Raw genomic sequence first — 25,542 nt, forward strand, 5'->3', positions numbered from 1 at the left:
TGATATCTCAAGTGATAACAGTTAAAATAGAAAGGGTTGGATGAGAGTCCAGCCCTTTTTTGTACCTATCGGATCGCTTATGGAATCGCTTTACCCGCATTTTGCTCAAGTTCTCGGCCGCTACTATCAATCAGGCACTAAGGTTGTCTTGGCGTTTAGCGGAGGAGTGGATTCACGTCTTTTACTCGAATTACTCCGTCGCTATCAACAAGCGCATTCGATAGAGTGCCACGCCGTATATGTGCACCATGGTTTGAGCTCGAATGCCGATGATTGGGCTGATAAATGCCTACTTTGGGCAAAACAAGTGGGGATATCATGCTCGATTGAGCGAGTGAGCTTAGACATCAGCAATGGTGAAAGTATTGAACTTCTTGCTCGTGAAGCTCGCTATCAAGCCTTAACTAAGTACATTCAAGAAGGCGATATACTGTTGACCGGCCAACATGCTGATGATCAACTAGAGACTTTTCTCCTTGCTCTTAAGCGAGGCAGCGGGCCAAAAGGGTTATCTTCGATGGCGGAGAGTATGCCGTTTTCTGGTGGATCCCTAGTTCGACCATTGCTTACTATCAAGCGGAAGACCATCGAAGACGCGGCTACTAAATTAGGCTTGGAGTGGGTGGAAGACGAAAGCAACCAAGATACTCGTTATGATCGTAACTTTCTTCGTCATTGTGTTATTCCTGAATTGTCTGGTCGCTGGCCGAGTATCCATCAAGCGGTTCAGCGCAGTGCAAGCTTATGTGCTCAACAAGAAGCGCTATTGGATGAACTATTGAGCGCGGTGTTTGAACGCGCTTTACAAACGGATCTAAGTTTGAGTATTGAAGAACTGGCTAAGCACAGTGAATTAGCGCGTGCGCGCTTGATTCGTATGTGGCTGGCTAAGCTTAATACTAGTATGCCGACTCAGGTACAACTTAATCTTATCTGGAATGAAGTCGCATTAGCTCAGCAAGATGCCAACCCCAAACTACAACTTAAACAAGGTGAAGTGCGCCGTTTTCGAAATCGTCTCTATTGGGTAACGGAAATCGCTGACGTCACTGAGTGGCAAAGTACGATTCAAGTCGATACCGTTTTATCGCTTCCAGAGCGGCTAGGGGAGCTGACCTTAACGACGAGTTCTAGCAACGCAACGATTGCGCTTCCGAGTCAGCCAGAATTGCTTCGCGTGACCTTTAATCCGGAAGGCTTATCAGCGCATCCAACCACGCGTAATCACAGTCGAAAACTGAAGAAGTTGTTCCAAGAATACAATGTGCCAAGCTGGCTGCGTCGTCAAATTCCGATTTTGATGTATCAAGACCGAGTTGTTGCTGTGGCAGATCTGTTCGTTGATCAGGCGTTTAATGGTCAAGATTGTGAACTTATTTGGCGCAGGTAATGAAAATTCATGCCACAATGTCGATTATAAAATATAAAAATCCTTAAATAATAATTGATTAGGTGAAGCAATGAAGAAAACAATCATGGGCGCAATGGTGGCGCTAACCATACTCAGTGGGCAGGCTCTAGCTGCGGGAGATGCCACAGCAGGTCAAGCAAAGGCAGGAGTATGCGCTGCGTGTCATGGCGCCGACGGCATTGCTGTCATTCCGGGTTACCCAAACCTGAAAGGGCAAAACGAGCAATACATTATCAGTTCAATTAAAGCCTATAAAAACAAAGAGCGAACAGGTGGTCTTGCTGCTGTTATGCAAGCTCAAGCTTCACTGTTGTCTGATGAAGACATCGCTAATCTAGCGGCTTACTACGCAAGTTTGAAGTAAACGCGAGTCTGAAAAAGCTTGGACGATTGGGCATTGAGCAGTCCTCATCGGGGTTTTATCAACTCACGATATTCGCCATGTTAATTTGCTCTATCTGGATTTTCGCTGGTGGATCAGAGACAAACATTGAATGTTGCGAAACGCTAAACGATAATAAGCGCAATCGATTGAAGCTTAAGGGATGAACATGAAAAAAATTGAAGCGATTATCAAGCCATTTAAATTGGATGATGTTCGAGAAGCGCTAGCTGAAGTGGGCATTACAGGGATGACCGTCTCTGAAGTGAAAGGCTTTGGTCGCCAAAAAGGTCACACCGAGCTTTACCGTGGTGCAGAGTACATGGTGGACTTTCTGCCTAAAGTGAAGCTCGAAATCGTTGTAACGGAAGATGTGGCTGATAAATGCGTAGAGACGATCATTGAAACCGCGCAAACCGGCAAAATTGGTGATGGTAAAATCTTTGTGACTGATGTTGAGCGTGTGGTTCGTATTCGTACTGGTGAAGAAGACGAAGACGCGATCTAAGGTTTCTTGTTACCTGTCTCGTATTTATTATGCTAAAAGGGAGCCAAGTGGCTCCTTTTTTGTTTTTTACTTTCAGTGAAATCCAATAACCCGAGGTTGGTTGTTCCAGTTTTAGGGTGTGTATATTCAGGTTTGTCGTATGTTTAAGCGTTTTTTTCTGGCGTTAGCTTTTCTTATTATGGCGGTATTGGTCGGCTTCCAGGTTATTTTCACCGTACCAGATCAGCCGCAAATCATTACTCAAACAGGTTCAGAGCTGACGCAGGATATTAGGTGTATCGAATTTAGCGGCTCAAAAGCTCTGGATCAGGGCGGTGAAATCAATGTACTTGTCTGGAATATCTACAAACAGAACCGGACTAATTGGCAAAGCGCACTCAATGAATTCTCTGCTGATAAGCAGCTGCTGTTATTGCAAGAAGCCAGCATGACACCATCTTTTAAGCAATGGTTGGTGGATGGCAACTGGGTCAGCAATCAAGTGAGTGCCTTTAAGGCGCTGGGCAGCGGTGCGGGTGTGATTAGTATCGCTCAAGGGCAACCAGAAAAAGCCTGTGCTTATACGTCTAAAGAGCCTTGGCTGCGTTTACCCAAGTCTGCACTATACAGCCAATATCAATTAAGCAATGGCGAGAGACTCGCTGTGGTGAATGTACATGCGATTAACTTCACGGTTGGCACGCAAGAGTATGTCTCTCAGTTAACGGCTCTTGAAATGCTTTTAAAGCATCATACAGGGCCGATCCTATTCGCTGGAGACTTCAATAGTTGGAGTGAATCTCGCGTTAATGCGATGCGACAGGCCTTAAAAGCCGCGGACTTGCAAGAAGTGACGTTCTCGCCTGATCATCGAGTCCAGTTTATAACGGGATTACCGTTGGATCACGTATTTTACCGAGGACTGACCCTCAAATACGCGAAAGCGCCGCAGAGCGACGCTTCCGATCATAACCCATTGTTACTGTCATTTACGTTAGATGACTAGCTTAGGTCACCACAATATAAAGCGCCCAAATAACGTAGAAGAATACCCATGGCAGGCTTGCAATCACCAAGGCTTGCCCACGTTCAAACTCAGTCCAAGTAAGCACAACACCGTAGCCCAATACAATATACCAAGGCAGCAGTAGTGGTAGTGAGCTGGCAAAATGCGACCACTCGCTGGTAAGCGGCAGTTTTAATAGACCATTGAGGCTGTTTAAATCTGCTGCGTAAGTCATCACCTGACCATGCTTGAGTAACAGACTCGCGTAGCTTGCGATATCGCCCAATACTGCTGGGAATAAGATTGCACACGACGCGGCAAACCACTTCCAGTAACCATATTGTTGTTTGCTTGCCTTCGTTGCAAGAAAGAACCAAAGCGCAAGCAACAGTAAGGTGGCAAAGCGATTGAATACATCATTGATGATCGCACTGGCCATTAGCGTGTTTGGCTCTAATAGCTCAATCTGCTTTGGGTCGATTTGCTGAAACTGCGCGGCAAGTTGGTCACTGAGCCACGTGAAATCGACATTCGAAAAGTAAGCGCCCCAGAATAAAAACGGACTAAGCATCAAGAAGATGAACGGTTGCCATCCCCATCCGCCGCGTTGGTAAAGTGCTAGAAAGCAAGATGTTGGAGAACGAAAAATGTCCAACAGCATCACAAGTGGGTTGCTTGATGGGTTCATACACTTACCTTCGTTACGTCAACGTACAACTTAAGTTTTTGACCTGGTTGTAAGTATTTTTTCTTGTGTAGCGAGTTCCATTTCACGATGTCGTTCGTTTTTACTTTGAACTTGCTTGCAATGCCGCTAATGGTGTCACCGGAGCGAACGTTGTAGAAAACGGTACGAATCACAGCACCTTTGTCTGAGTCCTTCCAAATCACGAGCTTTTGACCAACACGCAATGGATCTTTAGGGCCCATGCCATTCCATTTTGCTAACGATTTATACGACACTTTATTTTCACGTGCGATTGACCACAAACTTTCTCCAGACTGAACGACATGAGTGAGCTTGAGTTGTCCACGAGCACGTGATTGAGTCTTGCTTAATCGATTTTGTGCCGTTAGTGCGTATTTCGCATCGTCTTTTGTTGACGTCGGAATCAGTAGGTATTGGCCAATACGAATATTGTTATTCGACAGACCGTTTGCACGTCGAATCACTTTTGTGGTTGTGCCGTATTTATTAGCTAGCACACTTAAAGAGTCACCAGACTTCACCTTGTAGCGAGCGACCTTCATACCTTTACCACGGTTTTTCTCCACCTTAGTGAGAAAAGCCTCTTTTTTCTCTACCGGAATCAAAAGTTGGTGCGGACCTTCAGGCGCCGTTGACCATTGGTTGTATGCAGGGTTGTAACTTTGTAACTCTTTCACACCAATGCCGGCATAATCTGCTGCAATGGCCAGATCAAGCTGTTCTTTCGGATCGACAAGCGTTAGAACAGGTTTGTTTGGAATCGCAGGAATATTAAGTCCGTACTTGTCTTGGTTTGCGATGACGTCAGCCAAAGCTAGCAGCTTAGGAACGTAACTGCTGGTCTCTTTTGGTAAGTCCAATGAGAAGAAATCGATAGGTTTACCGAGCTTTTTATTCTTACGAATTGCGCTAGAAACACGGCCACCACCACTATTGTAAGCGGCAATTGCATGCTCCCAGCTACCATCAAAACGCTCGTTTAGTTGTACAAGGTAGTCCAGCGCGGCATCCGTTGCTGCTGCCACATCTCGGCGACCGTCATACCAGTAGTTTTGCTCTAGTCCCATCATCTTTCCGGTGCCAGGGACAAATTGCCACAATCCAGCTGCACTACCGTGTGAGTAGGCAAAGGCATCGAATGAGCTTTCCACCACAGGAAGCAAAGCAAGCTCCATTGGAAGTCCACGCTCTTCGATACGTTTTGTGATCATGTATAGAAAAGGAGTTGCACGCTTAGACACCGTGTAAAGGTGATTCGGGTGCTTTAGATACCACGTACGGTAGTAGTCCACTTTCTTATGGTTTGGGATATCCATTTCAAGTTGCATGGCGATACGTTGCCATACATCTTCTTGTTCCTGAGGGGAAAGAACTTTAGGCGCGTCGTTAGCGGATTTTTTTGCTAAAGACGATGTGTTGCCCGGTTGAGCCTTCGCTGCATTTTGTTTTGCAGTCTGCTCAGATTTATTGGTTTCTGGTGTAGAAGACGTTGAGTCTGACTGAGTCAATTGACAGCCAGATAATAACAACGCCAACGCCCAGGTATACTTCAAACGCATGGATTCAGCCTATTTAGGGCCTTTTTATCTTCACCTGCCTGTCGCGCAACACAATGTGCGTGGCAGTCGCAAGATAATAGACATCTTTTAAACACTAACTAATTAATAGAGGCAAAGAGCTTCTAAATTATGCAATGGGGAGAAATTCAAATAGATTTATATCAACCCCAAACGTAAGAGAAGCGCCAGTGGCGCTTCTCGAAAAATCAGCCCCTGATAATACTGGGGTCTTGCAAACTTACAAGCAGAAAGTGGTTAAAATTCGTTCTTCCACTCACGCAAAGCAGTAAAAACCGAGCATGGATCGCTATTTTTAATGCGACTAGCAACAGATTGAACCACGTCAGGATTGGTGGTTCGCAAGAACGGATTAATCCACTTTTCTTTGCGTATTGTTGTTGGAAGTGTCGGAATGTTTAGAGCTCGCAGTCGGTTTACATCATCGCGATATTGACGGAGCTGCTCATTATCAGGCTCAACCGCTAAAGCAAACGCCACGTTACTCGCGGTGTATTCATGCGCGCAGAAGACTTGAGTTTCTTCTGGTAGAGACGTTAGCTTGTTTAGTGACTCAAACATTTGCTCTGGCGTACCTTCAAAAATACGACCGCAGCCTGCGGAAAACAACACGTCACCGCAAAACAGTTTTCCGTCTCCAACGTAACCGATATGACCTAAGGTATGGCCTGGTAAACCTAGCACCAAAAAGATTTCGCCAAATAACTCCAGTTTGTCGCCTTCTTCCATGGGGGTGGTTAGGGTTGGAATTGGCTCAGATTTCGGGCCCACAACGGCGACTTCAGGAAAGGCACGCACTAAGTCTGGAACGCCACCAATGTGATCGTTGTGGTGGTGCGTAATTAAAATCGCTTCTAAAGTTAATTCGTTAGCCTGCAAGTATTCTAACACTGGCTTCGCATCGCCCGGATCAACGACTGCGCAACGCTTATCGCTATTTTGTATCAGCCAGATGTAATTATCATTAAATGCGGGTATGCTTTTGATCTCTAACACGATTCGTTCTCCGTCACCCATTTTAGTCAGGTGGTTAATGAAACCAGCACTCAGCAACAAAACTATACCACACCCGTCGACTTGGTCAGCAATGAACAACGGTCCGTGGGTGCTTGAGTCAATCCAGACCCGACTTGATGAATGGTGTCCGAAACTCTTCGGTTACCATATGCTCAAACTGGGCGGGTTGAGCTGTGAGCTAACCAGCTGTAATTGTAACATTCAACACCAAGTCAACGTAGATATCCAGAACCCGTTGCATAATGTGATTGCAGATGGTTACGAATTGCCCTTTTTGGAAAAAAGCTTTGATGTTGTGATTCTCGCTCATCAGCTCGACTATGCAAGCGATCCACACCGTTTGCTACGGGAAGTCGATAGAGTGATGATGGATGATGGTTATTTGATAATCACTGGATTTAACCCACTAAGTTTGACTGGATTAGCGAGTTTGCTTCCTTGGCGTAAACATAATTTGCCTTGGAGTGGACGAATGTTTACGTCGAACCGCATCAACGACTGGTTAGGGTTACTTAATTATCAAGTGATTCATTGCGATCGTTACGCACTGTTTCCGATGAAGCGCTACCGCACGATGTGGACATGGTTGGAAAACAGTCTCGGTGATTGGGCGTCACCTGCAGGGAGTTTGTATTACATTGTGGCACGGAAACGAACATACCCTCTCAAGCCTATCAAACCGCATTGGCGCTTGAAGAAAAAGCTCACACCACTTGGGGTTATGAATCGAGAGGGTAACACTATGAGGAAAGAATCTCGTTAAGAGGGTTGGTAACCGGTATCTTCCTCAGTTGGGTTTTCTGCAGCAGTACGGGCTAGCTCATCACAAATTTCGTTCTCACGATGGCCCGCGTGGCCTTTTACCCAATGCCATTCAACTTGATGGCGTGCGGTTTCTTTGTCTAGAGCTTGCCATAAATCGGCATTCTTAACGGGTTTTTTATCCGCTGTTTTCCAACCACGCTTCTTCCAGTTATGGATCCACTGAGTAATACCTTGGCGCACATATTGACTGTCAGTCGTTAAAGTGACTTTGCAAGGTTGTTTTAACGTCTGCAGCGCGACGACAGCCGCCAACATTTCCATACGGTTGTTGGTGGTTAACGTGTAGCCTTTGGAAAGCGTCTTTTCTACGTCTTTGTAACGCAATACAATGCCGTAACCACCTGGTCCTGGGTTACCTAAACAAGAACCGTCAGTGAAAATCTCAACGTGTTTGGTCATATTTTTTGGTACTATTAGCCGAAACATTTAATAAAGCATAGTCTGACATACATAACCTTATGAATACCAGCAGCAATTCTGAATATAACCGCATTGTCGTTCTCGATACCGAAACCACAGGTATGAACCGCGAGGGTGGTCCTCACTACATGGGACACCGCATTATTGAAATCGGTGCCGTGGAGATCATCAACCGTAAGCTGACTGGTCGTCACTTCCACGTTTATTTAAAACCCGATCGTGAAATCCAACCAGAAGCGGTTGAAGTTCACGGTATTACGGATGAATTCTTGGTTGATAAACCGGAATACGCGAGCGTGCACCAAGAGTTTCTTGAGTTTATTAAAGGCGCAGAACTTGTTGCCCACAACGCACCCTTCGATACGGGCTTTATGGATTACGAGTTTGGCATGCTCGATCCCAACATCGGCAAAACGGACGACTACTGCAAGGTGACCGATACCCTTGCTATGGCGAAGAAAATCTTCCCTGGCAAGCGAAACAACCTTGATATCTTATGTGAACGCTACGGTATTGATAACTCGCACCGTACACTCCACGGAGCTTTGCTCGATGCGGAGATTCTAGCCGACGTTTACCTCTTTATGACGGGTGGTCAAACGAGTCTAGAGTTTAACGCGAATAAACAAGAGGGTGGGGTAGAAACCATTCGCCGTATTGAAGGAAGAAAAGCGCTAAAGGTTTTGCGCGCAAGTGCCGATGAACTAGAAGCTCACCAAAAAAGATTAGAGTTGGTGAACGACTGTATTTGGCATCAATAGGAGAAGCTATGCTGAGGGCTTTGTTGGTCGCGTTTTTAGCGATATGGAGTAGTCTCTCGAGTGCATCGAGTGAATCTGCTATGTCTTTGTTAGACAATCGCTTTCGAGTGGATCCAACCATCGAGCAGATCACTTTTTTAGTTTATCGTGAGCAAAGTTCTCAGCCAGTTGTTTTAGTCCGCCCTGACGGTAAAAAGTACTATGCTTGGGACGCCTACGACAATGTACGTTGGTACCAAGAAGCCTCACTCGATATTATCTCCGTTGACAACCCTATGCCAGGCCCATGGCAGGCTGTGGGGAAAGTCACTCCTAAAAATAACATCCGCTTAATTTCTCACTTAAAGCTCAGCACGGATGTGTTCCCAAACCGATTATATAATGGGGAAGCGCTTAAGTTTACAGCTCGCCTAACCTCCGACGACAAACCTCTTGTACTGCGCGACTTCCTTGACCGCGTGAATCTACGCGTGACATTTACCAAGTTTGTCGAAAATGAAGATGAGTTGATCAAAGAAGCACGTCCAGTGCCGATGGTTGTGGGTGAGTTTGCTGATGATGGCCGCGGCTTGGATGAAAAAGCAGGGGATGGTGTGTTCACTGTCCAACTACCAATAGATGTTGAGCCCGGTAAGTACCGTGCGCGAATCACCTCTGGTAATGGCGTATTCTTACGAGCGCAAGAGCAAGTCATCTTGGTTTATCCGAACCCAATTTCTCGTACTTTTATTCAGGCGCGCAATCCCGACAAACCACACCAATTAGTGGTGAGTGGTGAGCAAGGTATGATCGCGCCAGGCTCAATCGCAGTCACGGTGGAACAAGATGCACCCGATGGCTTTGTTAGCTATAGCCAAGGCCAGGTTTCTAAAGATGGAATGAGAACCACGCTGAACCTCAATAATGACGCTGAGCTTGGTAAATACGCATGGCGCGGCGAGATATTTGCCACTGATTTTGCGACGCAACGTCCACTGGTGTTTCCTATTCCAGAGCAAACTTTCAGTGTAGTTGATGACGTTGATCTAGAAGCCGCTCGAATTGCAAAAGAAGCTGAATTAGCCGAGCAGCGCCGTATTGAAATGGAAAAGCAAATTATCGCTGAGCGGGAGGCTGAGCGTAAGCGCAGCATGATTATTATCGCGGTGGGTAACGTGATAATGCTGCTGATTGTGATCATTGCATGGATAGTCTGGCGCAAAATTAAAGCGAAGCGCGATGCCATGCCAGAGATGCAGTTAGAAGTGCCAAAGAAATAGTAGTAACACGTAAACCTAGAAACGGAGCCAATCGGCTCCGTTTTTGTATCAAGTTACCAAGTGGCAGAAGAAAAATGGAAAAATTATGAATATTTGAGTTTACTGTACTCAAATGTATGTTTGGGATTTCATATAAATAATATATCATTCTTACCTTCTAAATTGGTTACGTTTTTAATGTGACTAACTTTCAAAATAATTAACTAAAGATAAAAGAAATAATGAATAAAATTTTAGCTTTTTTTTGTGCAGTGATAATTGTAGGTTGTTCTTCTACTGGTGATAGTATTAATAAGCTAGATGCGGGAACTAATAATGTAAAATCACTTGATACTTTCACTTTCGATCCCTTAAGTAAAATCCAAAAAGTAGAAATACCAACTTATTACGATGGCTTGTTTGATACAGCAAGACCCTATTTAGATGAAAAGTACCCTTACACTTATGTTAGCAAACCTCAAGCATACATAATCGATGACGAAATTGTTTCTTTTGCTCCTTGGTTTCCTGTCGAAGGAAGGTTCACGGTTTTTCCAACCGCTCACTATATAGTTATAACTCAAGAAACCGAGAGTGGCTTAGTCTCGGCACGGTTTAATCATGAACAAGTAATTAAGTTGTTAAGTGAAGAATATAAAATTACTGAGCATACAAGTCCGTTTTTTCATTATGTTCTAGAGGTTTCTCCAAGTGAGCAAGCCAATTTTGTAGAAGATATTCATAAAAAATTGAGTAAACTTCCTTCAGAATAAGGATGCTTGGTTAAATCGTAATCAATAAAGTCGGGGCGTTCTGGCTTTATTGATTGCATGGAGTTCTATTTATATTGAGTTGGTATTTGTAATTAGTAGTACGCCATAATTACAAGATCCGATCTTGTAGGGTTTTTAGATAAGATTTCAGCTCTGCGTGATGAATAAGAATAAGTAAACGCGAGGTCTCTGATGAAATACAAAAAGCGTCAGAAGTACAAATACACTCTCCATTCTGAAGAAAAAATTGAGACTCACATTTCAGTGAGTAACGCGTATGACAGCCCTTTTCTTAGTTTGTCCAAACAAGGCGTGTTAACGATTAAAAAGGGCTACGCATGGGATGGAGCTAGTGGGCCGGCGTTAGACACAAAAAACATTATGAAAGCTTCTTTAGTTCATGATGCTCTTTACCAACTCATGAGGGAAGAGGTGTTGCCTCAAAGTGCTCGAAAGCATGCGGATATGTTGTTGAGAGAAACATGTTTAGAAAAAGGAATGTCTAGCTTCAGAGCAACTTATATCTATTATGGCGTCAGAGTTGTCGGTGGCTTCTTTTCCAGACCCGATACTTTGTGTGCTTAATGGGAACATCTTTCCAATTTTAACTGTTTATTTATACAGTTTGGTTATGTAAGCTCCAAGGTGATACAAAGGAGTAGTACATAATGACAATAAGATATGAAGAGCATGTGCCAAGCCCGAAAGAATACTGTGATATGCGTATAAAAGCCGGGCTATCACCCAAATCGTTGAAAGCTGCTGAAATTGGCCTACCCAATTCGTTATATGGCGTATCTGTTCGGGATGAAGGAAAGCTCATTGCAATGGGTCGGGTTGTTGGTGACGGGGCGTGTAACTTCGAAATTGTCGACGTTGCCGTTGATTCTGATTATCAAGGTAACGGTTTAGGTAGAAAAGTCATGGAATACATCGACGGTTATCTTTCTTCTGTTGCACTTGAAGGCTCTTACGTTTCTATGATTGCTGATGAACCAGTTTTTTACGAAAAGCTTGGTTATAGGCTGGTGGCTCCTAAAAGCCAAGGGATGACAAAAAAGTTTAAGCCAAAGGCATAACACGTATTCAGCTGCGAAGATAAGCACTAGAAAACAGGAGTTTAATTTCCTGTTTTCTATATTAAATTTCTATTTAAGCCACTTCTGGAATTGGTTTGGGTGGCTGCTCTAAATCAGGCTCTTTTTGAACAGTAGGAATTTGTCCCTCACCCACAGCACTGATGTAACAGCCACTAAGTTTAATGGCAAGGTACATATCAGCTCGCAGTAAGATGCCTCCTTCACTGGTGCTGATACCAGTAAGCTCACACCATTGACGAAGACGTCGTTTCCTTCCTGCGAGGATTAAGCGTACGCCTCTCTTTTTTAAAGTATTGTGAATATCTGCCAGTGTTGCCATCACACTGAGATCCAAGTGAGTAAAGCTCGATACGGCGTCGATGACAACGCAACTTGCGTCTTTGTGATGTTCTACTTGCTCTAACACTCTGCGTTTAAAGTAAGGTGCGTTGAAGTATGTCAGCGGCGAGTTAAAGCGGTAAATCACCATTCCAGGAATAGGCGAAGCTTTTCCTGAGTCGTCGATGGTCCGAATGGTGCCTTTTTCATCCAAGCCAAGTAGCTGATCACTCGGTCGCATGACAATACGTAAAAATTGAAACAGCCCTAGCAGTACCGCCAAAGTGATCCCCGGTATTACGCCTACGATCAAAACAGAAATAAAAGTGATGATTGCTAGATAGAACGCATCTTTGTCACGAGATTTTAATTTCCAAATGGCTTTGAGATCGAGCAGCGACAAGGATGCGATGATCAATACGACACCAAGTGATGCGATGGGAATAAACTGTAAAGGCTCATAAATAAATACCGCAATAATGGCAATGGTGATTGCGGCGACAATCGAAACTAATTGAGATTTACCGCCATTTGCATCATTTACCGCTGTGCGTGAGTCAGCTCCGCTTATCGCGAAACCTTGCGAAAACGCTGAGGCAATGTTGGCAAAGCCCAACGCCTGAAAATCTTTATTTGCATCAATATCATAACCGTTTTTAGCGGCGAAACTGCGCGCGGTGAGCATCATGCTAACAAAGCTGACAATCGCAAGGTTGAGCGCCGGGACCACTAGCTCACGAACTTCACCTAGCTCAAACTCCGGCGTTTGAAACTGAGGGAAACCACCTTGAGTGAGCCCAACTACGGATACGCCCATCTCTTGTAAATGGAAAAACCAAACTGACGCGGTAGTCACGAGTATCGCCAGCATGGCAGCAGGCCACGTTGGTCGGTAGCGTTTGGTGAGCAAATAAACGACAACAGTCACGATACTCAGAGTTACGGTAGGCCAATGAAGCTCGGTTAATCGTTGTGGAGCCTCCCATAAGCGTTCCAGCAAATAACGTTGTTCGTATTTCAAACCGACCACTTTGGCAAACTGACCAACGATAATCGTGAGAGCAACACCGTTGAGTAGACCCAAAAGAATCGGGCGAGAAAGGAAATCTGCAAACACCCCTAACTTGAAACGACTGGCCAGTACACACCAAATACCAGTCATCGCTGTCATGGTCATGACTAACTGCCAATGTTTTGTGGGATCACCTGCGGCAAGTGGTGTTACAACAGCAGCGATCACTGCACAAGTTGCTGCATCGGGTCCGACAATGAGTTGTCGAGATGTGCCCATCATGGCGTACACCAACATTGGCAGTACACACGAGTACAGACCGACAATTGCGGATACCCCGGTTAATTGTGCATAAGCAATGGCAACTGGCAGGGCAACCGCGACAACAGAAAAGGCGGCTCTAAAGTCGTTAACAAACCATTCTTTTTGATAATGCTTAAGCTGAACAAGCCCTGGGAACCACTGTGCGAATAATATTTTAGCCAACGGATTTACCATATATGTGAGTGAGTTACTTAAAAGTATACACCGCTTGCTTGGAACGTCTGTGAGTTAGTTATCACTGGAAATCGGGGGAAGGGGCGGAGTGCGTGGATTTTATTGCGCTTGCGCAGAGGTTCTTCGTGGTGTGAGGTGTTATGAACGCTATTCTGGTAGCAATAAAAAAACGGGAGTTGTCACTCCCGTTTTATGGTTTCAGATTAGAAAGTTAGGCAACGCTATCCATCTGAGGGTATAGCGGCTTTGCGGCGAGCAATTCCGGCTCAAAGTCGTCAACGTTGATTGTATCTAGACGATGCTGTTCCGCTTCTCTGAGTAGGTCGGCTTCTTCTTGCGTGATAAAGCCTTGCTCTAGCCCTTCCTGAGCAATCATATCCAAACGTAGGAATGGACGACGTTTGCCTTGCGCTTTACATACTTTGTCGAACACTGGCTCTGCTTGAAGAATGACTGACAGCGCAAGCTCAATCTTACCTGCTGCGTTGTGTTCTGTTGGCTCTAGGTACTGACCGCGACCAATGCGTGAACGTGTTGCACTTGGCGTTTGTAGAATGCGCGCCACTTTGCTGTCTAGCTTATCACTTGGCGCTTTGCGTACACGACCGAATGGCATGATTAACACGCGCAGTGCACGACCAATCACTTTGTTCGGGAAGTTTGCTAAGAATTCGTCTACCGCCACTTCCGCTTGTTTCAAACTGTCTTGTAGACCCCAGTGTACTAGTGGTAAATCTTCGACTGGGCGGCCATCTTGCTCGAAACGTTTCAACGCCGCAGAGCTTAAATATAGCTGGCTTAGAATGTCACCAAGACGCGCTGATAGACGCTCTTTACGCTTCAAAGAGCCACCTAGCACTGCCATTGAGATATCCGATAGCAGAGCAAGGTTTGCGCTGTAACGGTTCAATTGTTGGTAGTAACGCTTGGTTGCATCTTTGGTTGGTGATGAAGAACCTAAACCGTCGCTCAAACCAAACCAGATACTGCGAACGAGGTTACTCATTGTAAAGCTCACGTGACCAGCAAGTGCTTTATCAAACTTCTCTACAGAGTCACTGGCATCAGAGTACGCTGCGTTCATTTCTTCAAGAACGTATGGATGACAGCGAATCGCACCTTGACCAAAGATGATCATTGAACGAGTTAGGATGTTTGCACCCTCAACCGTTACCGCGATTGGCGCACCTTGGTAACCACGCGCTAGGAAGTTAGAAGGTCCCATACAGATACCTTTACCGCCTACGATGTCCATTGCGTCGATGATGCTTTGCTGACCTCGATGAGTACAGTGGTACTTCACGATAGCTGAGATTACTGATGGCTTTTCACCTAAGTCGATACCTGCCACGGTTAAGTTGCTTGCTGCATCCATCACGTAAGCATTACCACCTAGACGCGCTAATGGCTCTTCTACGCCTTCCATGTGACCGATAGGTTGTTTGAACTGACGACGAATGCGTGAGTAAGCGCCCGTTGCCATTGCCGCAGTTTTGATGCCACCTGTTGAGTTTGAAGGTAGCGTGATACCACGTCCAACCGACAGACACTCAACCAGCATACGCCAACCTTGGCCCGCCATTTTTTCACCACCGATAATGAAATCGATAGGAACAAAGATGTCTTTACCGCGCGTTGGACCATTTTGGAATGGTACATTGAGCGGGAAGTGTCGGTTACCAATCTCAACACCTTTGACATCAGTTGGGATAAGCGCACAAGTGATGCCAAGATCTTCTTTGTCGCCTAGCAAACCTTCAGGATCGCGAAGTTTAAATGCTAAGCCTAGTACCGTTGCGACTGGCGCTAGGGTGATGTAGCGCTTGTTCCAAGTCAGGCGCATACCCAGTACTTCTTTTCCTTCCCATTCGCCTTTACAGACCACACCGTAATCTGGAATAGATCCAGCGTCAGAACCCGCTTCTGGACTTGTCAGGGCGAAACAAGGGATTTCCTTACCTTCAGCTAGGCGCGGTAAGTAATGATTTTTCTGATCTTCAGTACCGTAGTGTTGCAGTAGTTCACCAGGACCCAAAGAGTTAGGAACACCAACGGTAGACGATAGAACGCCAGAAACACCCGTTAGTTTTTGTAGTACTAGTGATTGCGCGTATGCTGAGAATTCCAGACCACCGTACTTTTTCTTAATGATCATGGCGAAGAATTTGTGATCTTTCAGGTATTGCCATACTTCTGGCGGTAAGTCCGCGAGTTCATGGGTCACTTGGAAATCGCTCACCATGGCGCACACTTCATTCACAGGGCCGTCTAAAAAGGCTTGTTCTTCCGCACTTAACTTAGGTGCTTGAATCGCGTGTAGCTTTTGCCACTCTGGTTTGCCTTTAAATAGTTCGGCTTCCCACCAGACGGTACCTGCGTCTAACGCTTCTTTTTCGGTTTGAGACATAGCTGGCAGCACTTTCTTGAAAAGCGCTAATGCTTTGCGGCTTATCAAAGACTGACGTACGCCAGGAACCGCGAATACAGCGGCAGCAAGAACGTAAATCGTCCAACCAGTAACGCCAACCGCGCCTGTTACTGTAAGCGCTAACATAGCTGCTGTGAGTAAACTAATAGATTTCACGAGAGACATGCGGTGGTAGAGCGTAATGCCTAGCACGACCGTCATCGTGATGATTGAGAGCAAGATGTCCATATGTATTTTCCTTTTCAGACTTTATAAGTGTTGTACGTCTGTATGTTAGGTAAGAGGTCTAACCAGTTGGTTTAAGTGTAATCAAAATATTAAGGAAATGTAAAACATAAGATTGGATAAAAAGTGATCTAAGTAGAGTTAAAGTTCTAAAGTGCGATTTGAGTGATGGTTTCATGAGCAAGTTGACAAGTTTATTACCATCACCAATCTAAATCTGTTGGTTCACTATCGACACTAATTCTCGTTTGTGGGTAAACTCAGAGTAATCAAACCCGAGTTCAGGTTTATGAAATGTCCGATACCAAATTGGTATCAGAACAATTTGCTCAGTGAATCTAGGACTGACTGAAGCCGAAATAATAAAGAGAACGTCTTATGTACCATGATCTGATTAGAAGTGAATTAAACGAAGCTGCTGAAGTGCTCAACAAATTTTTAAGCGATGACCATAACATTGCGCAAATCGAAGCAGCGGCGAAAATGATTGCTGACTCATTCAAGCAAGATGGTAAAGTACTGTCATGTGGTAACGGTGGTTCTCACTGTGATTCGATGCACTTTGCCGAAGAGTTAACAGGCCGTTACCGAGAAAACCGTCCTGGCTATGCTGGTATTGCTATTTCAGATCCAAGCCACCTTTCTTGCGTGAGTAATGACTTTGGTTATAACTTCGTGTTTTCCCGTTATGTAGAAGCCGTTGGTCGAAAAGGTGACGTACTGTTTGGTCTGTCGACTTCAGGTAACTCTGGTAACATCCTGAAAGCGATTGAAGCGGCGCAAGCGAAAGGCATGAAGACGATTGCGCTAACAGGCAAAGATGGCGGCAAAATGGCAGGGCTTGCCGATATTGAAATCCGCGTGCCACACTTTGGTTATGCGGACCGTATTCAAGAAATTCATATTAAGATTATTCATATCATCATTCAGTTGATTGAAAAAGAGATGGAATAGTCGTTTCACAGCCACCTTTTCGAGCTGTGTTGTTAGGGAGTTTTTTAAATCATGTGTGAATTGCTCGGTATGAGCGCTAATGTTCCGACGGATATTTGTTTCAGTTTTACCGGGCTCATGCAGCGTGGAGGTCGAACTGGCCCACACCGTGACGGATGGGGAATTACCTTCTACGAAGGGAAAGGTTTTCGAACTTTCAAAGATCCCAAGCCAAGTTGTGAGTCGCAAATTGCAGAGTTAGTGCAAAATTATCCCATCAAAAGTCGCGCTGTCGTTAGCCATATCCGACAGGCGAATCGTGGCGGCGTTAATTTAGAAAATACTCACCCTTTTACACGTGAGCTGTGGGGGAGGTATTGGACGTTTGCGCACAACGGTCAGCTCTCAGGCTATCAAGACTTACATACGGGTCGACACCGACCTGTCGGTGAGACAGATAGTGAACTGGCCTTTTGTTGGTTACTGAAGCAAATGGAAGATCGATATCCTGAGCCGCCAAAGGATATGGAATCGGTATTCTTATATGTTGCTAAATGTTGTGATGAGCTAAGAGAGAAGGGTGTATTTAACATGCTTCTGAGTGATGGTGAGTATGTAATGACGTATTGCACCAATCACTTGTATTGGATCACGAGACGCGCACCGTTTGGTAAAGCCGCTTTGCTTGATGAAGATGTGGAAATTAACTTCCAAGAAGAAACAACGCCACATGACATTGTTTCTGTGATCGCGACTCAACCTTTAACGGGTAACGAAGCTTGGCAGCGGATGAAACCTGGCGAGTACGGCTTGTTTCACCTAGGTGAACTAGTGAAAAACAATGCCTCTGAACTGGTGAATGTGCCGTTTGCAGCGGCGAAACCGGGCAATCAGGCGCCAACTGAGCCGTTAGAATAGCGGTTAATTGGGAACTACTCGTAAAGCTCGCTTAATCGCGAGCTTTATTTTTATACGTTTTCAACCGAATGCGGATACTGGTGAACTTTCATACTTTCTAGCTTCCTAGTCTCGCTAAGGCTTGCCGGAAAGATGTAACTGATAGAAATTTCTCATAAAACACCACGTCATTCTGAACGGTGAGGAACGAGCCCTATTCAGAATCTACTTTCCGAGTGTCGTGTTACTCAAGTGGTTATGGGATTTTTTTAGAATGTTGGGTTTTAGGTTTCTAGTCTCACTACGGCTTTCTTGAATCAAGTTTATATGTTTCAAAATAACAAAAGGCAGCTCTCAGGCTGCTCTTTTGTGTTTGGAGTTTAGTATTCAGGACTACTCATCGGAGGCGTAGCCGTGTGCGCCAAGTTCTGCGCCATCTAAATAGGCTTTACCATCCTTCATGATCAACCGCTCGTCTACCAGCCACTTGGCCACCATAGGGTAGATTCGGTGTTCCTGAGCCTGAACACGCGCTGCAAGTACACTAGCATCATCGTCTTCGAACACAGGAACTTTTGCTTGCAGTATGACAGGGCCACCATCAAGTTCTTCCGTTACAAAGTGCACACTCGTACCATGTTCTTTGTCGCCAGCATCAATTGCTCTCTGGTGTGTGTGTAGCCCAGGATATTTTGGTAGAAGAGAAGGGTGGATATTGATCATCTTACCCATGTAATGAGAAACAAACTCGCTGCTCAGAATACGCATGTAGCCCGCCAGAATAATCACGTCTGGTTGGTATTCATCGATTTGACTCATTAGCTCTGCATCAAAGCTTTCACGCGAGTCGAATGCTTTAGGGTCGACAAAGTGACCGTCTACATCAAAGTTTTTTGCACGTTCTAAACCAAAAGCATCAGCTTTGTTAGAGAACACGGCTGCCACTCGTGCGTTTGGCATGCTGTCTTCGCAAGCTTCCAAGATAGCTTGCAGGTTACTTCCGTTACCCGAGATGAGGACCACAATGTTTTTTAGGGTATGGTTTTTCATGATGTCGAGAGTGCCTTGGTATGGTAGGTTGGAGTTATGTAGCTTCTAAACTACCTACTAATAGAATGGTTTTTAGTGTTCTAGATAGCAAAATGAGGACCTAGTCATCTAGTGTCCTCATTCTTTTTATCTTGTGAGCTCGATTTGCAAATTATTGGATTTCAACTTGCTCTTCGTTCGCTTCAGCTTGCGCGATTTGACCAATAACCCATGCGTTTTCACCTTCTTCTTGAAGAAGAGCAACCGCGGCTTCCGCTTGGTCTTTAGGTAGTGCAACGATTAGACCAACACCACAGTTAAAGGTACGGTACATTTCGTGTGTTTCCACGTTACCTTTTTCTTGTAGCCATTGGAAGATCACTGGCCATTCCCAGCTGTTACCATCGATAACTGCTTTTGTGCCTTCAGGCAGCACACGTGGGATGTTTTCCCAGAAACCACCACCAGTGATATGAGAAATCGCATGGATGTCGTGTTTCTCAATCATCTTAAGTGCTGATTTGATGTAAATCTTAGTTGGTTCTAGTAGGTGCTCACCGATAGTGCGACCTGCTAGTTCTTCGTTCTTATCTGCACCTGATAATTCTAAGATTTTACGGATAAGGGAGTAACCGTTTGAGTGTGGGCCGCTTGAGCCAACAGCGATAAGTGCATCACCAGCAGCGACTTTCGTGCCGTCGATCACGTCTTCTTTTTCGACGACGCCAACACAGAAACCAGCAACGTCGTAGTCTTCGCCTTCATACATGCCAGGCATCTCGGCAGTTTCGCCACCAATTAGGGCGCAACCTGCTTGAATACAGCCTTCCGCGATACCTGAAACAACATCCGCTGCGGTATCAACGTCTAGTTTGCCTGTTGCGTAATAATCTAGGAAGAACAGTGGCTCTGCGCCTTGCACGATAAGATCATTTACACACATCGCAACAAGGTCGATGCCGATAGTGTCGTGCTTGTTCATATCCAGTGCTAGGCGAAGCTTAGTACCTACGCCATCAGTACCAGAAACCAGTACAGGTTGTTTGTATTTGGTTGGCAATTCGCATAGCGCGCCAAAACCACCGATGCCACCCATAACTTCAGGGCGACGAGTACGTTTTACCGCACCCTTAATACGATCCACAAGCGCGTTGCCTGCATCAATATCTACACCAGCGTCTTTATAGCTAAGAGAAGAGTTGTTACCACTCACAGGGAAGTCCTCGGTATTAAGTTGGATATGAAAACGGCGCTATTCTAACAGTGCTTAAACACAGATAGCAAACGTTTGCGTCTGTTTTTTTCTTTAGTGATTTATCCTGATATCCCTGTAAAAATCATGTATAATCTGAAGGTTTGTTTAAATATTGCCAACTATAGCCGGAGATGGACATGAAAGTTGTTGAAGTAAAGCACCCTCTAGTAAAACATAAAATTGGTCTAATGAGAGAAGGTGACATCAGCACAAAACGTTTTCGTGAGTTAGCGACTGAGGTCGGTAGCCTACTTACTTACGAAGCAACGTCAGACTTTGAAACAGAAAAAGTGACCATTGATGGTTGGAACGGTCCGGTAGAAGTAGACCAAATTAAAGGTAAAAAAGTAACCGTAGTACCAATCCTACGTGCAGGTCTAGGCATGATGGACGGTGTTCTTGAGCACATGCCAAGCGCACGTATCAGTGTTGTTGGTATTTACCGTGATGAAGAAACACTTGAGCCAGTTCCTTACTTCAACAAGCTTGCTTCTAACATCGATGAGCGTATTGCGCTTGTTGTTGACCCAATGCTTGCAACGGGTGGTTCTATGATTGCTACGATTGATCTTCTAAAAGAGAAAGGTTGTAACCAAATCAAAGTGTTGGTACTTGTTGCTGCACCAGAAGGTATTGAAGCGCTAGAAAAAGCACACCCAGATGTGGAGCTATACACTGCGGCAATCGATGAGAAGCTAAATGACAAAGGCTACATCGTACCGGGTCTAGGTGATGCAGGTGATAAGATCTTCGGTACTAAGTAATTCTTTAAAGTATTACTACGACTGAACAGAAAAAACAAAGGCTTGGTGAAAACCAAGCCTTTTTTATATCTATAATACGAGAAGAATAAAATGCGCCACTCAGTAAAGCAGCGCAGACGCACTATTTCGCGTTCTCTTCTTCCATTTGTGCGTTATCTACAACGTGGTTTTCACCTAAATCGTTTGGTAGCACAAGGTTAAGAATAATTGCCACGATACCGCATAGGCTCACACCTTGTAGGCTGAACTCGCCAATACCGAAAGCCATACCGCCAATACCAAATACAAGTGTTACGGCGACGATCACTAGGTTGCGAGACTTATGTAAATCAACGTTATTCTTGATCAGTGTGTTGAGGCCTACTGTGGCGATAGAGCCGAACAACAGAATCATGATACCGCCCATGACAGGTACTGGAATCGTTTGAAGAACCGCGCCTAGCTTACCTACCAATGCAAGTACGATTGCAGTGATCGCAGCCCAAGTCATGATCACAGGGTTAAATGCTTTGGTTAGCATTACCGCTCCTGTAACTTCACTGTAAGTGGTGTTTGGTGGAGCACCCACCATCGAAGCTGCGATAGTTGCCACCCCGTCACCTGCGATTGTGCGATGAAGGCCAGGTTTTTTCAGGTAGTTTTTACCTGTAACGTTTGAGATAGCAAGCATGTCACCTACGTGCTCTACCGCAGGTGCGATAGCGACAGGAATCATGAACAAGATTGCGTTTATGTTGAACTCTGGCGCGGTGAAGTTTGGCATAGCTAGCCAAGCCGCTTGTGTTACTGGAGTGAAATCAACCACCCCGTAGAATAGAGAAACAGAGTAACCTGCAAGAATACCACCGACAATTGGAACGAGCTTCAAAAAGCCTTTTGCAAACACGCTTAGTACAATGGTTGTGAGCAGTGAGACCGCCGAGATGATGATCGCAGCATCACCATTAACAAGCTGTGCAGCACCATCACCGGTTTTGCCTACCGCCATGTTCACTGCTGTTGGAGCAAGGCCAAGACCAATCACCATGATCACAGGGCCCACGACAACAGGCGGGAGAATTTTATGGATAAATCCAACACCACGCACTTTGATCATCGCCCCTAGAGCCACATAAACCAGGCCCGCTGCCATTAAGCCGCCCATCGTTGCGCCGATACCCCAAGTTTGGATACCGAACATAATAGGAGCAATAAACGCAAAAGAAGAGGCAAGGAAGATGGGAACAGAACGTTTAGTCATTAATTGGAAGAGGAGAGTACCGACACCGGCACCAAAGAGGGCGACATTTGGATCAAGGCCAGTTAGAAGCGGCACAAGCACCAAAGCACCAAAAGCGACAAAGAGCATTTGAGCGCCTTGTAACGCGTTTTTCATAATAATTCCCTATTTTCAAGATACGCAGACAAATCCGGCGAATACTATCATCCTGCAATCGTTTGCAACGTTGCATGGATCAAACTTTCGATTGAATCTTTCCCATAAATAGCGTTTTTGAGAGTTAGTTGCTTGCAAATTGGCCTCTTTTACGAGTCTTGCGTGACGATGAAAAATGAACTGTCTAACTTGTTGAGATAGCTGGATAAGCAATGAGTTTATTATGAAAAACAACGCTAGAGTGCTCGTTGAGACCCGAGTTAACAAAGCTGGTCATAATACAGACAATTTACTCAGTACTTACCTTGCTCAAGATTTGATAGTTGCTTATTATTCGGGTTCTTGTTCAGAGGATTATAAAAACTATGCGCTATTTAGCTCTCTTACTGATAGGTTGGTTGTCCCTACCAGTATATGCATTAACTCAGGTGGATATCTATCGTGCCGAAGTGGTTATCGACAGTGAGCAGAACGACGGTGAGTCTCTGGCTCGTCAACAAGGTATGCAGGATGTGATTGTTCGAGCGACCGGTTCTCAATCCTCTTTAAGCAATCCAGTGATTAAAAAGGCACTTGGTTCAAGTGCGCGTTACATTTCCCAACTGAGCTATGGGCAGGTTGATGGAAAAGCGAGCTTAAAAATGTTGTTTAACAGCGACCAAATCAGCTCGCTTTTAACACAAGCACAATTGCCATCTTGGTCGCCAAATCGCGCCAATATTTTGGTTTGGATGGTGGAAGAGCAGGACTACGATCGTAATATTGCTTGGGAGCATTCCGACTCTTCAAACGTTGTAGCACTTCGCAGTGCTGCGAAATCGAGAGGCTTGCCGATCACGATCCCGGTTGGTGATTTTGATGATGTAACTGGTGTTAATGTTTCTGATCTTTGGGGCGGCTTTATTGAGCCCATTGGCCAAGCCAGCCAGCGATACCCAGCGGATGCCGTTTTAGTTGTGCGCGCTCAGGGTGAACAAATTCGCTGGACGTTATACGATCAATCACCAATGAGAATTGTTGAAGCACAACGCTCTCCGCGTAACGGTTCCGCATCAGGCGCTAATGCCATTGCTGAGATGGTTGATGGCATCGCTGACTACTACGCGAGTAAGAGCGCAGTGGTAGTATCTGGAAAATCTTCAAAAGCGTTGGCGGTGAAAGTCCTTAATGTAACGTCTGCCACGGACTTCTTCCGTTTAGAGAATGCGTTAAAACAACTTAGTTCGGTTGCGGGTACGGAAATTAAGCGTGTCCAAGGTGATGAGCTGACGCTCAACATCCATCTTTTGGCATCTCAACAAGCTTTTGAGAAAGAAGCTTCTTCTATTTCTCAATTAATGGTTTTTGAAGATCCTTTGGGTGAAGTTGATGCCCCAGCTTTAACTCAAGAAGCAGAGCCAATTGCTCCGATGAATGAAGCTAAAGATACAGCTATGGTAGAAAAAGTGCAGTCTGAAGTGCCTGCGGATATCGCGGCGGAAGCAAAGGACGAAACGCAACCAACTCAGCCGATGATTGTGGAGCCTGTCCGAGAACAGTATGACTTGATCTACGAGTGGCGCTCGGCATCGTAATCGCATTGATAGCTTTCCAAGCGTGAAGCGCAAGGATCAAACACCAATGTGGTAAGCGTAAAAAAGAGTCGCAATAGCGACTCTTTTTGTTTTCTAAATTCGTATTCGAACCAATGCTCAGTGATTGATTGCGATTGGCGTTATTTATTGAATTTCGCTTTTTCTTCTTTTTCTACTTGAGAGAGGCGCTTCAACTTAAGACCTAGCTCTTTGCCTCTCGCTCTAGCAAACAAAATATTGCCAGCGAAACCGAGTGAAGTCAGGAGCAACTCTACTGCCGCAAGCCAACGTTCTCCACCATCCACATAAAGGATGGTCAGCGCATGCAAGAAATACAGCATAAGAACAAAGTTAGCCCAAGCATGAGTGTAAGGCTTGCCGGCCAAAATACCAGGCAACGGAAGTAATAGCGGAATACACCAAGCAATAGCAAGTGTTGTGCTGCTGAGGTGAGGGTGAGGGGACAACGCAAGCTGCCAAATAGCGACCCAGGCCAATAAGGCTAAGTTGCCAAATAAAGCCAGGTAACGATAGGTTTTAGCCTGTGTACCGAGTGGTGTTTGGTCTAAAGAGTCAGACATCGATTAACTATCCTTGATTTTACTAACAGACTTTTAGTTTTAACGCTGCAGTTGCCAGCCTTTTGCCTAATTGTTGTGCCAGACGAATCTCTTCACTGCTGAGAGTTGCCTCATGGCCTACACTGCTGGCGCCATACGGAGTGCCTCCGGACTGCGTAGTGTGTAACTCTGGTTCGGCATAAGGAATGCCCAAAACCATCATCCCGTGATGCAACAAAGGGGTCATCATGCTTTGTAACGTTGTTTCTTGACCACCATGCATCGAAGAGGAAGAGGTAAAGACACAAGCTGGCTTATCGATTAAGTCACCACTGACCCATAAAGATGTAGTCTGATCCCAGAAGTGCTTTAAAGGCGCAGCCATGTTGCCAAACCAGACGGGACTGCCAAACGCTAGACCGTCGCACGTTTTCAGTTCCTCTAGAGTAACAATTGGATCAGAAGGGGAGTGTGAGTGAGGTGACAATTCTTCAACTGTACGCAAAATTGTTTGGCATTGAGGAGTCGATTCGACTCCTCTTGCTATCTGTCTTGCCAGTTGTTTTGTCGAGCCGTGACGGCTGAAATACAAAATAAGGATCTGGCAATCCATTTATAGAATATCCAACACTTGCTCTGGTGGTCGACCAATTTTCGCTTTGCCGTTGGCAACTACCACCGGACGCTCAAATAATTTTGGATTTTTCGCCATTGCTTCGAACAATTGCTCATCGCTAACAGAGTCTTCGCCTAGGCCAAGTTCTTTGTATTCGCTTTCTTTGGTGCGCATCATTTCACGTACAGATGAAAAGCCAAGTTGTGCGTACAGCGCTTTTAGCTCATCTACGTTAAGTGGTGTGTCTAGGTATTTGACGACTTCCGGTGTAACACCATTTTGCTCAAGCAGTTCAAGTGTTTGACGACTCTTTGAGCAACGAGGGTTGTGATAAATCACGACTGACATGGTT

At 45.2% G+C, this 25,542-nt stretch carries 26 protein-coding genes; 14 read left to right on the forward strand and 12 right to left on the reverse strand.

All coding sequences use genetic code 11. From position 1 onward, the window contains the following. Nucleotides 1-79: 79 nt before the first annotated feature. The 4 genes from tilS to FKN08_RS01180 all read left to right on the forward strand — a co-directional run bounded on the left by tilS (nt 80) and on the right by FKN08_RS01180 (nt 3,286). A complete protein-coding gene (gene tilS, locus FKN08_RS01165; protein WP_139060410.1) occupies nt 80-1,390 on the forward strand; it encodes a tRNA lysidine(34) synthetase TilS in 1,311 nt (436 codons plus the stop codon). A 70-nt stretch (nt 1,391-1,460) separates the two neighbouring features. Next, complete coding sequence (locus tag FKN08_RS01170) at nt 1,461-1,775, forward strand: cytochrome c (protein WP_139060409.1); 315 nt, start codon at nt 1,461-1,463, stop codon at nt 1,773-1,775. A gap of 187 nt (nt 1,776-1,962) precedes the next feature. Next, nucleotides 1,963-2,301: a nitrogen regulatory protein P-II gene (gene glnB, locus FKN08_RS01175; RefSeq protein WP_005436810.1), complete on the forward strand. Its 339-nt coding sequence runs from the start codon at nt 1,963-1,965 to the stop codon at nt 2,299-2,301. Nucleotides 2,302-2,440: 139 nt separating this feature from the next. Further along, entirely contained in the window at nt 2,441-3,286 is an 846-nt protein-coding gene (locus FKN08_RS01180; RefSeq protein ID WP_053809794.1) for an endonuclease/exonuclease/phosphatase family protein, read from the forward strand. Between the two features lies 1 nt (nt 3,287). On the opposite strand, the gene FKN08_RS01185 is transcribed toward FKN08_RS01180, so the two are convergent. The 3 genes from FKN08_RS01185 to gloB form a co-directional block, all read right to left on the reverse strand. After that, nucleotides 3,288-3,974, reverse strand: coding sequence for a YIP1 family protein (locus FKN08_RS01185; protein WP_046875508.1), 687 nt, complete (start codon nt 3,972-3,974; stop codon nt 3,288-3,290). Continuing rightward, complete coding sequence (locus FKN08_RS01190; RefSeq protein WP_134647190.1) at nt 3,971-5,554, reverse strand: LysM peptidoglycan-binding domain-containing protein; 1,584 nt, start codon at nt 5,552-5,554, stop codon at nt 3,971-3,973. The genes FKN08_RS01185 and FKN08_RS01190 overlap by 4 nt, the downstream gene beginning before the upstream one ends. A 255-nt stretch (nt 5,555-5,809) precedes the next feature. Continuing rightward, complete coding sequence (gene gloB / locus FKN08_RS01195; protein WP_006741673.1) at nt 5,810-6,568, reverse strand: hydroxyacylglutathione hydrolase; 759 nt, start codon at nt 6,566-6,568, stop codon at nt 5,810-5,812. Nucleotides 6,569-6,605: 37 nt separating this feature from the next. On the opposite strand from gloB, the gene FKN08_RS01200 reads away from it, so the two are divergent. Then, nucleotides 6,606-7,352 carry a class I SAM-dependent methyltransferase gene (locus FKN08_RS01200; RefSeq protein ID WP_012841508.1) on the forward strand — a complete coding sequence of 249 codons (747 nt, stop codon included), beginning with the start codon at nt 6,606-6,608 and terminating at the stop codon, nt 7,350-7,352. Here the strand turns inward: FKN08_RS01200 and rnhA are convergent. Then, nucleotides 7,349-7,813, reverse strand: a complete 465-nt coding sequence (gene rnhA / locus FKN08_RS01205) for a ribonuclease HI (protein ID WP_012841509.1) — start codon at nt 7,811-7,813, stop codon at nt 7,349-7,351. The genes FKN08_RS01200 and rnhA overlap by 4 nt on opposite strands. Nucleotides 7,814-7,872: 59 nt before the next feature. Here rnhA and dnaQ point away from each other — a divergent pair, with 59 nt between their 5' ends. From dnaQ to FKN08_RS01230, 5 genes are all read left to right on the forward strand, one after another. After that, nucleotides 7,873-8,595 carry a DNA polymerase III subunit epsilon gene (gene dnaQ / locus FKN08_RS01210; RefSeq protein ID WP_005380385.1) on the forward strand — a complete coding sequence of 241 codons (723 nt, stop codon included), beginning with the start codon at nt 7,873-7,875 and terminating at the stop codon, nt 8,593-8,595. An 8-nt stretch (nt 8,596-8,603) separates the two neighbouring features. Further along, nucleotides 8,604-9,854, forward strand: a complete 1,251-nt coding sequence (locus FKN08_RS01215; RefSeq protein ID WP_048625878.1) for a TIGR03503 family protein — start codon at nt 8,604-8,606, stop codon at nt 9,852-9,854. A 221-nt stretch (nt 9,855-10,075) separates the two neighbouring features. Then, the gene (locus FKN08_RS01220) at nt 10,076-10,606 is read left to right on the forward strand and encodes a hypothetical protein (RefSeq protein WP_047008866.1); all 531 of its coding nucleotides are present in this window, start codon (nt 10,076-10,078) and stop codon (nt 10,604-10,606) included. 192 nt (nt 10,607-10,798) lie between these two features. Further along, nucleotides 10,799-11,191, forward strand: coding sequence for a DUF1353 domain-containing protein (locus tag FKN08_RS01225; RefSeq protein ID WP_164666266.1), 393 nt, complete (start codon nt 10,799-10,801; stop codon nt 11,189-11,191). Between the two features lie 83 nt (nt 11,192-11,274). Beyond that, on the forward strand, nt 11,275-11,685 hold the full coding sequence (locus FKN08_RS01230) for a GNAT family N-acetyltransferase (RefSeq protein WP_005391824.1): 411 nt from the start codon (nt 11,275-11,277) through the stop codon (nt 11,683-11,685). A gap of 73 nt (nt 11,686-11,758) precedes the next feature. Here FKN08_RS01230 and FKN08_RS01235 read toward each other — a convergent pair whose 3' ends face one another. Continuing rightward, entirely contained in the window at nt 11,759-13,534 is a 1,776-nt protein-coding gene (locus FKN08_RS01235; protein WP_170891092.1) for a SulP family inorganic anion transporter, read from the reverse strand. 211 nt (nt 13,535-13,745) lie between these two features. After that, nucleotides 13,746-16,190 carry an acyl-CoA dehydrogenase FadE gene (fadE, locus tag FKN08_RS01240; protein WP_170891093.1) on the reverse strand — a complete coding sequence of 815 codons (2,445 nt, stop codon included), beginning with the start codon at nt 16,188-16,190 and terminating at the stop codon, nt 13,746-13,748. Nucleotides 16,191-16,565: 375 nt separating this feature from the next. Between fadE and lpcA the strand changes: the two genes are divergently transcribed. Both lpcA and FKN08_RS01250 read left to right on the forward strand, forming a co-directional pair. Then, nucleotides 16,566-17,141, forward strand: coding sequence for a D-sedoheptulose 7-phosphate isomerase (gene lpcA / locus FKN08_RS01245; protein WP_170891095.1), 576 nt, complete (start codon nt 16,566-16,568; stop codon nt 17,139-17,141). A gap of 51 nt (nt 17,142-17,192) precedes the next feature. After that, nucleotides 17,193-18,038, forward strand: a complete 846-nt coding sequence (locus FKN08_RS01250; protein ID WP_006741678.1) for a class II glutamine amidotransferase — start codon at nt 17,193-17,195, stop codon at nt 18,036-18,038. Between the two features lie 372 nt (nt 18,039-18,410). Here the strand turns inward: FKN08_RS01250 and purN are convergent, their stop codons facing one another. Further along, on the reverse strand, nt 18,411-19,067 hold the full coding sequence (gene purN / locus FKN08_RS01255; protein ID WP_170891097.1) for a phosphoribosylglycinamide formyltransferase: 657 nt from the start codon (nt 19,065-19,067) through the stop codon (nt 18,411-18,413). A 151-nt stretch (nt 19,068-19,218) separates the two neighbouring features. Further along, nucleotides 19,219-20,259, reverse strand: a complete 1,041-nt coding sequence (gene purM, locus FKN08_RS01260; protein WP_170891098.1) for a phosphoribosylformylglycinamidine cyclo-ligase — start codon at nt 20,257-20,259, stop codon at nt 19,219-19,221. Between the two features lie 179 nt (nt 20,260-20,438). On the opposite strand from purM, the gene upp reads away from it, so the two are divergent. Continuing rightward, a complete protein-coding gene (gene upp / locus FKN08_RS01265) occupies nt 20,439-21,065 on the forward strand; it encodes a uracil phosphoribosyltransferase (protein ID WP_041852906.1) in 627 nt (208 codons plus the stop codon). A 121-nt stretch (nt 21,066-21,186) separates the two neighbouring features. Here upp and FKN08_RS01270 read toward each other — a convergent pair whose 3' ends face one another. Then, nucleotides 21,187-22,440 carry a uracil-xanthine permease family protein gene (locus FKN08_RS01270; RefSeq protein WP_047008859.1) on the reverse strand — a complete coding sequence of 418 codons (1,254 nt, stop codon included), beginning with the start codon at nt 22,438-22,440 and terminating at the stop codon, nt 21,187-21,189. Between the two features lie 365 nt (nt 22,441-22,805). On the opposite strand from FKN08_RS01270, the gene FKN08_RS01275 reads away from it, so the two are divergent. Continuing rightward, nucleotides 22,806-24,014, forward strand: coding sequence for a DUF2066 domain-containing protein (locus FKN08_RS01275; RefSeq protein ID WP_170891100.1), 1,209 nt, complete (start codon nt 22,806-22,808; stop codon nt 24,012-24,014). Nucleotides 24,015-24,154: 140 nt separating this feature from the next. Here the strand turns inward: FKN08_RS01275 and FKN08_RS01280 are convergent, their stop codons facing one another. Genes FKN08_RS01280 through arsC form a run of 3 tightly spaced genes read right to left on the reverse strand, consistent with a single transcriptional unit; the run spans nt 24,155 to nt 25,538 of the window. Then, complete coding sequence (locus FKN08_RS01280) at nt 24,155-24,595, reverse strand: DUF2069 domain-containing protein (RefSeq protein WP_012841511.1); 441 nt, start codon at nt 24,593-24,595, stop codon at nt 24,155-24,157. A gap of 22 nt (nt 24,596-24,617) precedes the next feature. Continuing rightward, nucleotides 24,618-25,187: an NAD(P)H:quinone oxidoreductase gene (gene wrbA, locus FKN08_RS01285; RefSeq protein ID WP_170891102.1), complete on the reverse strand. Its 570-nt coding sequence runs from the start codon at nt 25,185-25,187 to the stop codon at nt 24,618-24,620. Then, nucleotides 25,188-25,538: an arsenate reductase (glutaredoxin) gene (arsC, locus tag FKN08_RS01290; RefSeq protein WP_005380410.1), complete on the reverse strand. Its 351-nt coding sequence runs from the start codon at nt 25,536-25,538 to the stop codon at nt 25,188-25,190. Nucleotides 25,539-25,542: the final 4 nt, after the last annotated feature.

Source organism: Vibrio sp. 1-2 (7-a), from assembly GCF_013048515.1.
Taxonomy (GTDB): Bacteria; Pseudomonadota; Gammaproteobacteria; order Enterobacterales; family Vibrionaceae; genus Vibrio; species Vibrio diabolicus.

Bases quoted from the DNA above. Each gene is read 5' to 3' on its own strand.
- tilS (WP_139060410.1), top strand. From the start codon at position 80: ATGGAATCGCTTTACCCGCATTTTGCTCAAGTTCTCGGCCGCTACTAT.
- FKN08_RS01170 (WP_139060409.1), top strand. From the start codon at position 1,461: ATGAAGAAAACAATCATGGGCGCAATGGTGGCGCTAACCATACTCAGT.
- glnB (WP_005436810.1), top strand. From the start codon at position 1,963: ATGAAAAAAATTGAAGCGATTATCAAGCCATTTAAATTGGATGATGTT.
- FKN08_RS01180 (WP_053809794.1), top strand. From the start codon at position 2,441: ATGTTTAAGCGTTTTTTTCTGGCGTTAGCTTTTCTTATTATGGCGGTA.
- FKN08_RS01185 (WP_046875508.1), bottom strand. From the start codon at position 3,974: ATGAACCCATCAAGCAACCCACTTGTGATGCTGTTGGACATTTTTCGT.
- FKN08_RS01190 (WP_134647190.1), bottom strand. From the start codon at position 5,554: ATGCGTTTGAAGTATACCTGGGCGTTGGCGTTGTTATTATCTGGCTGT.
- FKN08_RS01200 (WP_012841508.1), top strand. From the start codon at position 6,606: ATGAAACCAGCACTCAGCAACAAAACTATACCACACCCGTCGACTTGG.
- rnhA (WP_012841509.1), bottom strand. From the start codon at position 7,813: ATGACCAAACACGTTGAGATTTTCACTGACGGTTCTTGTTTAGGTAAC.
- dnaQ (WP_005380385.1), top strand. From the start codon at position 7,873: ATGAATACCAGCAGCAATTCTGAATATAACCGCATTGTCGTTCTCGAT.
- FKN08_RS01215 (WP_048625878.1), top strand. From the start codon at position 8,604: ATGCTGAGGGCTTTGTTGGTCGCGTTTTTAGCGATATGGAGTAGTCTC.
- FKN08_RS01220 (WP_047008866.1), top strand. From the start codon at position 10,076: ATGAATAAAATTTTAGCTTTTTTTTGTGCAGTGATAATTGTAGGTTGT.
- FKN08_RS01225 (WP_164666266.1), top strand. From the start codon at position 10,799: ATGAAATACAAAAAGCGTCAGAAGTACAAATACACTCTCCATTCTGAA.
- FKN08_RS01230 (WP_005391824.1), top strand. From the start codon at position 11,275: ATGACAATAAGATATGAAGAGCATGTGCCAAGCCCGAAAGAATACTGT.
- FKN08_RS01235 (WP_170891092.1), bottom strand. From the start codon at position 13,534: ATGGTAAATCCGTTGGCTAAAATATTATTCGCACAGTGGTTCCCAGGG.
- fadE (WP_170891093.1), bottom strand. From the start codon at position 16,190: ATGGACATCTTGCTCTCAATCATCACGATGACGGTCGTGCTAGGCATT.
- lpcA (WP_170891095.1), top strand. From the start codon at position 16,566: ATGTACCATGATCTGATTAGAAGTGAATTAAACGAAGCTGCTGAAGTG.
- FKN08_RS01250 (WP_006741678.1), top strand. From the start codon at position 17,193: ATGTGTGAATTGCTCGGTATGAGCGCTAATGTTCCGACGGATATTTGT.
- purN (WP_170891097.1), bottom strand. From the start codon at position 19,067: ATGAAAAACCATACCCTAAAAAACATTGTGGTCCTCATCTCGGGTAAC.
- upp (WP_041852906.1), top strand. From the start codon at position 20,439: ATGAAAGTTGTTGAAGTAAAGCACCCTCTAGTAAAACATAAAATTGGT.
- FKN08_RS01270 (WP_047008859.1), bottom strand. From the start codon at position 22,440: ATGAAAAACGCGTTACAAGGCGCTCAAATGCTCTTTGTCGCTTTTGGT.
- FKN08_RS01275 (WP_170891100.1), top strand. From the start codon at position 22,806: ATGCGCTATTTAGCTCTCTTACTGATAGGTTGGTTGTCCCTACCAGTA.
- FKN08_RS01280 (WP_012841511.1), bottom strand. From the start codon at position 24,595: ATGTCTGACTCTTTAGACCAAACACCACTCGGTACACAGGCTAAAACC.
- wrbA (WP_170891102.1), bottom strand. From the start codon at position 25,187: ATGGATTGCCAGATCCTTATTTTGTATTTCAGCCGTCACGGCTCGACA.
- arsC (WP_005380410.1), bottom strand. From the start codon at position 25,538: ATGTCAGTCGTGATTTATCACAACCCTCGTTGCTCAAAGAGTCGTCAA.